This window comes from Stenotrophomonas sp. LM091, from assembly GCF_001806305.1.
GTDB classification, from domain to species: domain Bacteria; phylum Pseudomonadota; class Gammaproteobacteria; order Xanthomonadales; family Xanthomonadaceae; genus Stenotrophomonas; species Stenotrophomonas bentonitica_A.
In genome coordinates, this window is record NZ_CP017483.1 from 4,064,500 (window position 1) to 4,077,199 (window position 12,700).

At 66.7% G+C, this 12,700-nt stretch carries 8 protein-coding genes; 7 read left to right on the plus strand and 1 reads right to left on the minus strand.

Translation table 11 applies throughout. The annotated features are described in order from the left end of the window. Window positions 1–9: 9 nt before the first annotated feature. Window positions 10–1,008: a N(4)-(beta-N-acetylglucosaminyl)-L-asparaginase gene (locus BIZ42_RS18115; RefSeq protein WP_070427274.1), complete on the plus strand. Its 999-nt coding sequence runs from the start codon at window positions 10–12 to the stop codon at window positions 1,006–1,008. Further along, window positions 1,005–1,736 (plus strand): copper homeostasis protein CutC, encoded by a 732-nt coding sequence (locus BIZ42_RS18120; protein WP_070427275.1) that lies wholly within the window; start codon window positions 1,005–1,007, stop codon window positions 1,734–1,736. Before BIZ42_RS18115 ends, BIZ42_RS18120 begins: the two co-directional genes overlap by 4 nt. Window positions 1,737–1,813: 77 nt before the next feature. Here BIZ42_RS18120 and BIZ42_RS18125 read toward each other — a convergent pair whose 3' ends face one another. Continuing rightward, window positions 1,814–4,897, minus strand: coding sequence for a TonB-dependent receptor (locus BIZ42_RS18125; RefSeq protein ID WP_019182994.1), 3,084 nt, complete (start codon window positions 4,895–4,897; stop codon window positions 1,814–1,816). Window positions 4,898–5,590: 693 nt separating this feature from the next. On the opposite strand from BIZ42_RS18125, the gene BIZ42_RS18130 reads away from it, so the two are divergent. The 5 genes from BIZ42_RS18130 to BIZ42_RS18150 all read left to right on the plus strand — a co-directional run bounded on the left by BIZ42_RS18130 (window position 5,591) and on the right by BIZ42_RS18150 (window position 12,673). Beyond that, window positions 5,591–7,963: a GH92 family glycosyl hydrolase gene (locus tag BIZ42_RS18130; protein WP_237393609.1), complete on the plus strand. Its 2,373-nt coding sequence runs from the start codon at window positions 5,591–5,593 to the stop codon at window positions 7,961–7,963. 118 nt (window positions 7,964–8,081) lie between these two features. Further along, window positions 8,082–9,125 carry a LacI family DNA-binding transcriptional regulator gene (locus tag BIZ42_RS18135; RefSeq protein ID WP_019182992.1) on the plus strand — a complete coding sequence of 348 codons (1,044 nt, stop codon included), beginning with the start codon at window positions 8,082–8,084 and terminating at the stop codon, window positions 9,123–9,125. 44 nt (window positions 9,126–9,169) lie between these two features. After that, a complete protein-coding gene (fucP, locus tag BIZ42_RS18140; protein WP_019182991.1) occupies window positions 9,170–10,480 on the plus strand; it encodes an L-fucose:H+ symporter permease in 1,311 nt (436 codons plus the stop codon). A gap of 7 nt (window positions 10,481–10,487) precedes the next feature. After that, window positions 10,488–11,483 (plus strand): carbohydrate kinase, encoded by a 996-nt coding sequence (locus BIZ42_RS18145; RefSeq protein ID WP_070427276.1) that lies wholly within the window; start codon window positions 10,488–10,490, stop codon window positions 11,481–11,483. After that, window positions 11,480–12,673 carry an AGE family epimerase/isomerase gene (locus BIZ42_RS18150; RefSeq protein ID WP_019182989.1) on the plus strand — a complete coding sequence of 398 codons (1,194 nt, stop codon included), beginning with the start codon at window positions 11,480–11,482 and terminating at the stop codon, window positions 12,671–12,673. The genes BIZ42_RS18145 and BIZ42_RS18150 overlap by 4 nt, the downstream gene beginning before the upstream one ends. The last annotated feature ends 27 nt before the right edge of the window (window positions 12,674–12,700 follow it).

Consider the following 12,700-nt stretch of genomic DNA (forward strand, 5'->3'; position numbering starts at 1 on the left):
GACCTACCCATGACTGACCGCAGGCGATTTCTCCAGGCCGGTGCCCTGGCCGCTGGCGCCCTCGCACTGCCGACGCTGCAGGCGCGTTCCGCCGCCGGTGCGCGGGTGGTGTCCACCTGGGATTTCGGCGTAGGGGCCAACCAGGTCGCCTGGAAAACGCTGTCGGCCGGTGGTTCGGCGCTCGATGCCGTGGAAGCCGGTGCGCGCTGGGCCGAGAGTGATCTGTGCAATCCCACGGTCGGGCGCTGCGGCAATCCCGATCGTGATGGCGTGCTGAGCCTGGATGCCAGCATCATGGATGGCGATGGTCGCTGTGGTTCGGTGGCGGCGCTGAGTGATATCGCGCACCCGGTCTCGGTGGCACGGCGGGTGATGGAGCAGACCCCGCACGTGATGCTGGTTGGCGAGGGCGCACAGCAGTTCGCCGTGCAGCAGGGCTTTGAGCGGAAGAAGCTGCTCACCCCGGAAGCCGAGAAAGCCTGGCGCGAGTGGCTCAAGACCGCGCAGTACACCCCCGAGATCAATGCCGAGCGGCGCAGCCGTCCCGGCGACAGCAGCAACCACGACACGCTGGGCATGCTCGCCATCGATGCCCAGGGGCGTCTGGCCGGTGCCTGCACCACCAGTGGCATGGCCTGGAAGATGCACGGCCGCGTGGGCGACAGCCCCATCATCGGGGCGGGCCTGTACGTGGACAACGAGGTCGGTGCCGCCACCGCTTCGGGCGTGGGTGAGGAAATGATCCGCAATGCCGCCTCGTTCCTGGTGGTCGAGCTGATGCGCCAGGGTCGTTCGCCGGCCGAGGCCTGCCGCGAGGCGATCGCGCGGGTGGTGCGCAAGCGCCCCGAGGCGAGCAGGACCCTGCAGGTCTGTTTCCTCGCCTTGAACAAGCACGGTGAGGTCGGCGCGTATGCGCTGCACCGCGGCTTCGTCTACGCGGTCTGCGACAAGGGCCGGCAGGACGATCTGCGTGATTCGGCCTCGGTGTACACGAGTGAGCAGACGTGAGCGCGCCGCGCCGGTTGCTGGAGATCGCCTCGAATTCGGTGGCCTCCGCCCTGGCGGCCCAGCACGGCGGGGCGGATCGGGTCGAACTGTTCGACAACCTCGCCGAGGGCGGCACGACCCCGTCGCAGGGCAGCATCGCGGTCGCCCGTGATCGCCTGCGGATTCCCCTGTTCGTGCTGATCCGGCCGCGGCCCGGGGATTTTCGCTACACCGCGCTCGAGGCCGAGATCATGCTGCGCGACATCGCGCATTGCCGCCAACTCGGCTGCGATGGCGTGGTGATCGGTGCGCTGGATGCCGACGGCGGCATCGACATGCCGCTGTGCCGGGAACTGGTATCCGCAGCGGGTCCGCTCGGCATCACCTTCCACCGCGCCTTCGATGCCGCGCGTGATCTGCCCGCGGCGCTGGAGCAGATCGTGACGCTGGGGTGCCATCGCATCCTGAGCTCGGGCGGGCAGGCCAGTGCGCTGGCCGGTGCTGATGTCCTGGCCGCCTTGATGGCGCAGGCAGGTGATCGGCTATCACTGATGGCCGGGGCGGGAATTACGGCGGGCAACATCGTGGAGCTGGCCCAGCGCAGTGGGTGCCTCGAACTGCATGCCTCGGCGAAGACCACACACCATTCGGCGATGCGCCATCACAATCCGGCGCTGATCGGGTTGTCGCCGGACTGGACCGTCACCGACGCGGCGCAGGTCAGCGCACTGCGCGCGGCGCTGGATTAAAAAAACGGCAGCCGCCTGTGAAAGCGCAGCTGCCGTGGAGGACCGTTGCCCCGCCCGGAGGCGGGGGCGGATGACGCTTAGAACTTCCAGTTCACGCCGAAGTACAGCTGGCGGCCGGTGTAGGTGTTGGACACCAGGCGGGCCTTGGTGTCGTTGCCCAGATGGATGCGCTGCTCGGACTTGGTCGCGTTCAGCACCGAGGCGGTGAAGGTCAGCGCTTCGGTGAAGTTGTAGGCCACGTTGAGATCCAGCTGGTCGTACGGTTCGGAGTACTGGCTCATGCCGTTGACCGGACCGCCCACGACTTCACCGCGGCGGTTGTACGACGCGCGTGCCAGGAACTTCTCGTTCTCGTAGAAGAGGGTGACGTTGGCCTGGTTCTTGGCGCTGCCCACCAGCGGCGAGGAACCGATCTCTTCGCCATCGAGCACGATGGCGGCCAGGTTGGTGTCGTTGTAGGTGTAGTTGGCCTGGATGCCGAAGCCCGTGTCGAAGGTGTACTGACCGTACAGCTCCACGCCCTGGGAGACGCCATCGCGGCCGTTGGCCTGGGTCTCGTACTTCTGCACCGTGACCGTTTCTCCGCCGACATTCATCTGCTGGTCGCGGACCACCGGCACCGTGAAGTTGTCCACGTTCTTGCGGAACAGGCCCAGGCCCGCCACCGCGCCGGGCTTGAAGTACCACTCCAGGCCGACGTCGAACTGGGTCGCTTCGAACGGTTCCAGGTTCTTGTTGCTGCCATAGCCGTACCAGCCGGGCGTGTCGGTACCACCGGCGACGCGCCGGTCGTTGCTGTACTCCTCGCTGATGTAGTTCAGCGCACCCGGCGCAGCGATGCTGGTGTAGCTCGGGCGTGCGATGACCTTGGAGGCCGCACCGCGCAGCACCAACGTATCGGTGATGTCCCAGGCGATGTTGAAGCTCGGCAGGAAGTCCGTGTAGGTCTTGTCCATCGAGGTGAAGGCGTACGTTTTCTCGCGTGCCAGGCCATCCGGCAGGCGCACGAAGCCGCTCTGGCAGACATAGCCGGTGTTGGAGGCGATCAGCGGCGCGGCAGCAGGATCGTTGCAGCCCATCGGCGAGCCGGCGGCGTTGTCCTGGAAGTAGTCGTTGAACTTCTCGACCGAGTCACTGGATTCGGCGAACTGCTTGGTCCGGACCACGCGCACGCCGACGTTGCCGCGCACGCGCTCGGTACGGAAGTTGGCCTGGAAGTAGCCCGAGTAGATCTTCTCGTTGACGTTGTAGACGAAGTCCTCTTCCTTGCGGCTGTGCGATCCGCCGTACTTCTCGTTGAGGTAGTTGATGTAGGCCGGGTAGTTGATGCCCGGGAACACGTTGGCGTTGAAGCCGCCGGCGATGTTGCTGATCGGGTTGGACAGGAAGAAGCCCGGCTGGGCGACACCGGCGGTGGCATCGCAACCGGCCTGGTAACGGTTGTTGTCGTAGTCGGCCGGATCCTTGCCCTGGCACACCCAGTAGGTGTTGCCGGTATTGCGGTGCACATCGCCGTCGCGGTACTTGGCACCGAACTGGATGGAGTCCAGCCAGCCGCTTTCAAACAGCTTGGTGAAGTCGGCCTGGAAGTAGTTCTGCTTGACCTCGGTCTGCATCCACGACGAGCCGGTCGAGCCGGTGTCGATCTCGGCGATGCCGGCCATCAACTGGTCCTGCAGGTTCGGCGAGAAGGTGGCGCTCGGCGTACCGGTCAGATCCCATGCGCTGTAGGTGTTGCCGGACTGCCACACACCGTCGACCTGGCGGCGCGGCTTGGCGGACATGCCGAAGTTCATCGACGGGCCACCTTCGGACCAGGTGCGGCCACCGGTGAAGGAGGCCTTCCACAGCGGGCTGATATCCCACTCGACGGTCAGGTCACCGGTCTGCGAGAGCGCCTTTTCCTTGCTGTAGGTACCGGTCAGCTGCGGGGTGGGGATGGTGCAGTCGTCCGGACCCCAGCCGCCCGGCGCCATGCCGGCGGCCGCAGCCTGTTCTTCGCTGCAGTAATACGTCTTGCCAGCCAGCTTTTCGTACTGCGCGCCGGTCACGATGCTGCCGGAGGGATCGAAGTTCAGCCCGTTGAGCAGGCGGCCGCCGTCCCAGTTGCCGTCGCCGTTGAAGCGGGCGAGGTTCCATTCCGGGATCTTCAACATGTTCTGGGTGTAATTGCCTTCCAGCTCGAAGCGGAAGTAATTGGCGGTCAGGGTCAGGTTGTCGGTCGGCTTGAACTGGAACGTCAACTGGCCACCGGTGCGCTCGCGCTTTTCTTCCTTCACGGCGAAGTTCACCGAGGTCGGCATGAAGAATTCGCTGTAGTTGCGGCCGCTCTGGTCATTGAAGCCGGACTGGCCCCACCAGTAGTGGATACCGTCCTGCAGCTGCGGATTGCCGTAGGCATCCACCGCGTCGGTACCGTTGCCGTACCACTGGTAGTCCTCGGTGCTCGCCTGCATGGTGCGGCTGGTGCGGGTCTGCTTGGTCGCGCCGACCAGCACGCCGAAGCGCTCATCCTTGCTGTGCCAGGAGTACAGCGCCGACGTCTGCGGATCCACGTCGTGGCTGGTGTCCGAGGAGGTGCCCTCCAGGTTCACGTAGCCGGAGTTGGCTTCCATGTCGAGCGGGCGACGGGTGTGCAGGATCACGGTGCCGCCGATGCCGCCTTCATCCAGGCGGGCCTCCGGCGATTTGAACAGCTCGGCGCTGGAAAGCATGTTGGCCGGCAGCAGCGTGTAGTTGAACGAACGGGTGGCCTCGTTGTTGGTTTCCGAGGTCGCCACGTAGTTGCCGTTCAACTGGGTCAGGGTCAGGTCCGGAGCGAGGCCGCGGACACTGACGGTCTTGCCTTCGCCACCGCTGCGCTCGATGACCACGCCAGGCACGCGCTGCAGCGCGTCGGCGACGTTCTTGTCGGGGAACTTGCCCACGTCTTCGGCGGTGATCACTTCCACCACGGCGTTGGCGTCGCGCTTCTGCTGCAGACTCTTTTCGATGGCGTAGCGGTAGCCGGTGACGGTCACGCTGTCGAGCGTGGTGGCATCGGGTGTACCCGTGGCCGGGGTGGCTTGCTGCGCGAGCGCGGCCGGCACGACGGCCGTGGCCAACGCGCTGGCAATGGCCGCGGACAACGCAACGCGGCGGTGCATGCGTGACATCTTCATTCCACTCTCTCCCTCTCCTGGATTGAAACGGTGGCGATACGAATTCTTTGAATCGATCTAATGGGTGGAGCCAAATTATCTCGAGCGTCGAGTTGCCTGGCGCGTCCCGCATGCATCGCGTGGGGCAGTCCCCCGGCTCCCCACTTCCGGCAATCGTGACCGTTTTAAGTTGGATCGATCTAAACGATTGGCGGGGGATTTTTAGCACGACCGCGCGAGGGAAGCATGCTGCTCCGCAATATGGACGCGGGGCGTGCTTTCGCTTGACCCCGGCCGATCCCGCAATGTTGCTGGGTCCGGGGCTTCAGCCCGCTATATCGGCCGATGAGGCGGAATGTCGGCCCCCGGCACCGGGCACTGCCAGGCACTGCGCAGGCTCGGGCAGGCTCGGGCAGGGCGGGGTGCTGGCGATCGGTCCTCGATGTTGCAGCGCAGAATGCATCGATTGAAATTCCCGTGCTTTACTTAAATCGATCTAAATTCACCGGGGTGTGGATTGGGTCGCCCAGTCCAGGGAATTAGAGGCGCCCGCCGCCACTGGTTCGCGCTGCCGCCACGTCCGCCAAGGAGTCCGTGTCCGTGACCCGTCTTTCTCACCGTCCTTCCGTCGTTTCCGCCGCCGGCGCCATCCCGGCCCGCCGCCACCCGCTCGCCGGGCTGGCCTGCCTGCTGGCGCTGAGCTGCGCGCCGCTGATGCTGCAGGCCGCGCCCGCCGCGCTGGAGCGCGAGGTCAACACCTTCATCGGCAGCAAGGACGATGGCAATACGTTCCCGGGTGCCTCGGCGCCGTTCGGCCTGATCCAGGTCAGCCCGATCGGTGAGCACTACGCCGGGTGGCGCTACGACGATCCGAAGATCCGGGGTTTTGGGCATTCCTTCCTCTCCGGTGCGGGCTGCTGGGAGCAGGGCGGCCAGGTCTCGGTCCTGCCGGTGACCGGCAGCATCGGCCCGGGCGGCGACTTCAATACCGACGACGCCAAGAGCTTCGATCACAAGCGCTACGCCTCCAGCTATACCCACGACGGGGAAGTCGGGCAGGCGGGCTACTACAAGGTGCGCCTGACCAACTACGGCGGCATCGATGCCGAAGCCACCGCACGCACCCGTGCCGCGGCCGAGCGTTACACCTTCGCCGCCGATGCAGGCACCGGCCACGTGCTGGTGAACCTCGGCCAGGCCAACGAGCGCCATTCGGTGATCGGCAGCGTGGTCGATGTGGTCGGCGACCGCGCCGTGGAAGGCAAGCTGGTCACCAGGAGCTTCTGCGGTGGCCATCAGTACACCACCTGGTTCCGCATCGAGTTCGACCGCCCGTTCAAGTCGTTCGGCACCTGGGGCGAGGGCGGTGGCCTGCCCGGCGCCCGCCATGGCATGGAAGGCGAGCTCAAGCCGAGTGGCGCCTGGCTCAGCTTCGACCTGGGCAAGGGCCGCGCGGTGACCGCAGTCAGCGCGATCTCCCACGTGGATGCCGAAGGCGCGCGCGCCAACCTGCGCAGCGATGGCATGCAGGGCGACCGCCTGCTTGCTTTCGACCAGATGCGGCAGATGGCACAGCAGCAGTGGCGCAAGGAACTGGCGGCCGTGCGTGTGCAGGGCGGCAGCAACGATGACCGTACCGTGCTCTACACCGCGCTGTACCACGCGCTGCTGCAGCCACTGACCGGCAGCGATGCCGACGGCCGTTACCGTGGCTACGACGACAACATCCATCGCGCTGACGGCTGGACCTACTACGAGTACTTCTCGCTGTGGGATACCTACCGCGCGCAGAACCAGTGGCTGGCCCTGACCAAGCCGGAGGTCGCGCGCGACATCGGCCGCACGCTGCTGGCCATCGAGGCGCAGGGCGGTTGGCTGCCGCGCTGGGGCTATGCCAACTTCGAAACCAACGTGATGACCGGTGATCCGGTGACGCCGTTCCTGGTCGACCTGTGGCGTTTCGGCGCGCTGGCCGGCCGCGAGGGCGAGGCCTACACCGCGCTGCGCAAGAACGCGTTCGAAGTGCCGCCGATGAACTCGCGTCATGCGGGTCGTTCGGGTAACCCCAGCTACCTGGCCAACGGCTACGTGCAGTACGACCGCGCCTTCCCCTCCAAGGGCATGGACGTGGACCCGCACCACGGTGGCTCGGCAACGCTGGAGTACGCACTGGCCGACTGCGCGCTGGCGCAGATGGCCGATGGCCTCGGTCATGCCGCCGATGCCGGCGTGCTGCGTGAGCGTGGCCGCAACTGGCACAAGGTGTGGGACCCGTCGGTGCGCGACGAGGAGGGTGATTTCAACGGCTTCCCGCGGCCGCGCATGGAAGATGGCGCGTGGTACCTGCCGGCCGATGGCAAGTACAGCCCGCGTTCGCACCATGGCTTCCATGAAGGCACCGCGTGGCAGTACCAGTGGCTGGCGCAGCAGGACGTGCCCGGGCTGGTCCAGGCCATGCACGGCCGCGAGCAGGCCGCTCGCCGCCTGGACACGTTCTTCGCCTACGACGCGCTGGTGACCTCGCCGCTGACCGCCGCACGCAAGGAATGGGTGGTTGGCCCGTACAGCTACTACAACCAGTACCGCTACAACCCGAACAACGAGCCGGACCTGCATGCGCCGTGGATGTACACGCTGATCGGCCAGCCGTGGAAGACCGCCACCGTGGTGCGCGCCGCGCAGCAGCTGTTCACCAACGCGCCCAACGGGGTCACCGGCAACGATGACCTGGGCACGATGTCGGCCTGGTACCTGTTCAGCGCGCTCGGCCTGTACCCGGCCGTGCCGGGCAGCGGCGAGTTCCTGCTGCATACCCCGCGCTTCGCCCGCGCCGAGATCGATCTGGGCCAGGGCAGGACGCTCACCCTGAAGGCACCGGGCGCCGACGGCCGCAAGCTGCAGTACGTCCAGAATGTCCAGGTCGATGGCCGCGCGCATGCGCCGGTGTGGCTGGACTGGGCGCAGCTGCAGCGCGGTGGCACCATCGCCTTCGCGCTGGGCGGCACCGCGCCGGAGAACGGCTGGGGCACCCAGGCCGAGGCGCTGCCGGCCTCGTTCTGCGCCACCCCGGGCGCGGTGCTCGAATGAGCCACGCACCGGCCCGTGCCGTGGCCAGCCCACCGGGGCTGACCGCCGGCACGGGCACGGACCGCTGGTCAATGCGATCGTTTAGGCTTGCACCTTGCTTGAGGAACCCGACGACCCGATGAAAGACAAGGCCACCCCCGCCGGCAAAGGCACGCGCGCGGTCACCGTGACCGACATCGCCGAAGCGATCGGCGTGTCGCGCGCGACCGTCTCGCTGGTGTTGCGTGGCAGCCCGCTGGTGAATGTCGACACCCGTGCCAAGGTGGAGGCCGAACTGCGGCGCCAGCGCTATGTCTACAACCGTGGCGCGGCCAATCTGCGCCGGCGTACCTCGTCCAGCGTGGCGCTGGTCATCAACGACCTGTCCAACCCGTTCTTCGCCGAGTTCGCCTCCGGGGTGGACGAAGCGCTGGGCGGCAAGGGCTTCGTGACCCTGCTTGGCAGCACCGGTGAATCGCCGGAGCGGCAGCAGGCAGTGCTGACCACGTTGATGGAGCACATGCCGGCCGGGCTGATCCTGTCGCCCGCCGAAGGCAGCGATGCCGGGCAGCTGCGCCAGGTGCTCGGGCACGCCAACGTGCTGCTGTTCAACCGCGAGCTGCCCGGTGCCGACTGGGACTTCCTGACCCTGGACAACCAGCAGGGTGCCTATCTGGCCACGCGGCATCTGATCGAGCAGGGCCACCGCCGCATCGCGTTCTATGGCGGTCATGCGGTGTCCAGTTCCTGCCATCAGCGCCGTACCGGCTATGCGCAGGCCCTGGTGGAAGCCGGCATGCCGGTGCAGCCGGAGTGGCTGATTGAAACCTCGCCCAGCCGCCTGGATGCGGCCGCGCGCACCGGCGAGCTGTTCGCGCTGGATGCCGTGCCGACCGCAGCGGTCTGCTACAACGACAGCGTCGCCTTGGGCCTGATGCTGGGCCTGGCGTCGCGTGGCGTGCAGCCGGGCCGCGATTTCGCGGTGACCGGTTTCGATGATATTTCCGAGGCCTCGGTGGCATCGCCGCCGCTGACCACGCTGACCGTCAACCCGCGCGAACGCGGGCGACAGGCCGCCGAACTGCTGCTGCTGCGTCTGGATCATCCCGACGCCGCACCGGCCCGTACCGTTGCACCGGTCCAGCTCCGCGTTCGCGAGAGCAGCGGCGCGATGACTGTCTGATGGCTCCCCCAATCACCTGCTCGCGCACTGAGGCGCGTACCTGAATGCCCATCTCTCCAACGCCCCGCCTCCCATCCTCATCCTCCGCCGCGCCCGTGGTGAACACGCGCGTTGCGCTGGCCGTGGCGACCACGATCTTCTTCATGTGGGGCTTCCTCACCTGCCTCAATGACATCCTGATCCCGCATCTGAAGGCCGTGTTCGATCTGACCTACGCCCGCGCGATGCTGGTGCAGTTCACCTTCTTCGGCGCGTACTTCCTGATGTCGGTGCCGGCCAGTCGCCTGGTCGCACGGCTGGGCTACAAGAACGGCATCGTGGCCGGCCTTGCCATCGCCGCAGTGGGCGCGCTCGGCTTCTGGCCCGCGGCCGAGCTGCGCGTGTATGAAGCCTTCCTGGGTGCGCTGTTCGTGCTGGCCACGGGTATCACTGTCCTGCAGGTGGCGGCCAACCCGTATGTGGCGCTGCTCGGTCCGGAACAGACGGCGTCGAGCCGACTGACCCTGGCCCAGGCGCTGAACTCGCTGGGGACCGCGATCGCGCCGATCTTCGGTGGCCTGCTCATCCTGGGCAACACCGTCAAGAGTGCGGACGAGATCAATGTGCTGCCGATGGCCGAACAGCTGGCCTATCGCACCCAGGAAGCCCAGTCGGTGCAGGGCCCGTATGTCGGCCTGGCAATCGCGCTGGTCCTGCTTGCCGTGTTCGTCTATCTGTTCCGCCTGCCGGCACTGAATGAGACGACCGAGCAGAACAGCGGCGACAAGCACACCCTGATGGAGGCGCTGCGTCACCGCCACGTCCGGTTCGGCGTGCTCGGCATCTTCTTCTACGTGGGTGCGGAAGTGGCGGTCGGCAGCGTGCTCGTGAACTACCTGTCGCTGCCGAACATCGGTGGCTTCAGCGAACAGCAGGCCACGCATTACGTCTCTGCCTACTGGACGATGGCGATGATCGGCCGCTTTGCCGGTTCTGCCATCATGACCCGCTTCTCGCCGCGTCTGCTGCTGACCCTGTTCGCCAGCATGAACGTGGCACTGCTGGCGCTGACCATGCTCACCCAGGGGCAGGTGGCGTTGTACTCGGTGGTGGCGATCGGCCTGTTCAATTCGATCATGTTCCCGACGATTTTCGCGCTGAGCATCGAACGCCTGGGCACGCTGACCACCAAGGCGTCGAGCCTGCTGATCATGGCGATCGTCGGCGGGGCGCTGATCCCGGTCCTGCAGGGCAAGCTGGCCGACCATATCGGCCTGCAGCCGTCCTTCATCCTGCCGCTGCTGTGCTACGGCTACATCATCTTCTACGGCCTGTGGGGCTCGCGCCCGGCCGCTGGAATCCGCCAGGGAGCTTGAGGCCAAGATGTCCAAGATTGTTTGTTTCGGCGAGATTTTGATCGATCTACTTGCCCAACCGCCGGCCACCCCGGACACCCCGCGTGCCTTCCTGCAGTATGCCGGCGGTGCGCCCGCCAACGTCGCCGTTGCTGCGGCGCGGCTTGGTGCGGACACCCATTTTGCCGGCATGCTCGGCCAGGACATGTTCGGCGACTTCCTCGCCGAGAGCCTGGCCAGTGCCGGCGTGGCGACGGACTGCATCGTACGCACCGACGCGGCCAAGACCGCGCTGGCGTTCGTTGCCCTGGATGCCAGCGGCGAACGCAGCTTCAGCTTCTACCGCCCGCCGGCGGCGGACCTGCTGTTCCGCAGCGCGCATTTCCATCCGAACTGCTTTGAAGGCACGCGCAGCTTCCATGTGTGCTCCAACAGCCTGACCGAGGCCGAGATCGCCGAGGCGACGCTGGAGGGCATGCGCCGCGCGCGCCAGGCCGGTGCGATGGTCAGCCTCGACCTCAACCTGCGCCCGGCGCTGTGGCCGACCGGTGTCGACCCGTTGCCGCGGTTGTGGGAAGCGCTGTCGCTGGCCGATCTGGTCAAGCTTTCGCGCGAAGAACTCGAGTATCTGGCGGTCTCGGTGCCGGGCGGTGACGCCGCCGTGGTCGCGCGTCTGCTCGCCGCGCAGGCGCAGGCGGTGGTGATCACCGATGGTGCCGCGCCGATCCGCTGGCATACCCGCCACGCCCACGGCGTACTCACCGGCTTCCGCGTCACCACGGTGGATTCCACTGCGGCGGGCGATGCCTTTGTCGGCGGGCTGCTGTTCGGCATCGGCGAGCGCGGTGGCGACGGGACGGGCTTTGCCGCCTTCTGCGAGGACCCCGCCGCGCTGGTCGAGGCGATCCGCTTCGGTGCGGCCGTCGGGGCGCTCGCGGTCACCCGCAAGGGCGCCTTCGCCGCGATGCCCAGCCGTGATGAAGTCCAGCACCTGCTCCAGCAACAACAGGATGACGCCGCATGACCACGCCGGTTCCGCCGACCCCCGATTTCCGCTCGCCCGCGTTCCTGCGCGCCCATATCGCGCAGACGATGGCGTTCTACCAGCCGCATGAAATCGACCCCAAGGGCGGTTTCTTCCATTACTACCGTGACGATGGCAGCGTCTACGACGCCAGCCATCGTCATCTGGTCAGCAGCACCCGGTTCGTGTTCAACCACGCGATGGCCTACCGCGAGTTCGGCAAGCCGGAGGACCTGGCCGCGGTCGAACACGGGCTCCGCTACCTGCGCGAAGTGCATCGCAACCCGGCGACCGGCGGTTACGCCTGGACGCTGCGCGATGGGGTGGTCGAAGATGCGACCAACCACTGCTACGGCGTGGCGTTCGTGCTGCTGGCCTACAGCTGCGCGCTGAAGGCCGGCATCAACGAGGCCCGTGCGTGGATGGACGAGACCTGGCAGCTGCTGGAGACGCGCTTCTGGGAGCCGGCGTTCGGCCTGTACAAGGACGAAGCCGACGCCGACTGGACCTTCAGCGATTACCGCGGCCAGAACGCCAACATGCACATGTGCGAAGCGATGCTGGCTGCATTCGAGGCCAGTGGCGAGCAGCGCTACCTGGAACGTGCGCTGCTGCTGGCCGACCACATGACCCGCCGCCAGGCGGCGCAGGGCGACGGGCTGGTGTGGGAGCACTACGACACCCAGTGGCAGATCGACTGGAACTACAACCGCGACAATCCCAAGCATCTGTTCCGCCCCTGGGGTTTCCAGCCGGGCCATCAGACCGAGTGGGCCAAGCTGCTGCTGATCCTGGATCGCCACGTACAGGCCGACTGGCTCGTGCCGACCGCGCGGCATCTGTTCGATGTGGCGGTGGAACGCAGCTGGGACGCCGAACGCGGCGGGCTGTACTACGGGTTCGCCCCGGACGGCAGCGTGTGCGATGACGACAAGTACTTCTGGGTGCAGGCCGAATCGCTGGCCACCGCCGCGCTGCTGGCCAAGCGCACCGGCGACGCCGTGTACTGGGACTGGTACGACAAACTGTGGGGCTACGCCTGGCAGCACATGATCGATCATCGCTACGGCGCCTGGTATCGCATCCTGGACGCGGACAACCGCAAGTACAGCGATGAAAAGAGCCCGGCCGGCAAGACCGACTACCACACCATGGGCGCGTGCTACGAAGTGCTCAACGTAGTGCGTTGAATCGGTAGCCGACCGCCGGTCGGCTGC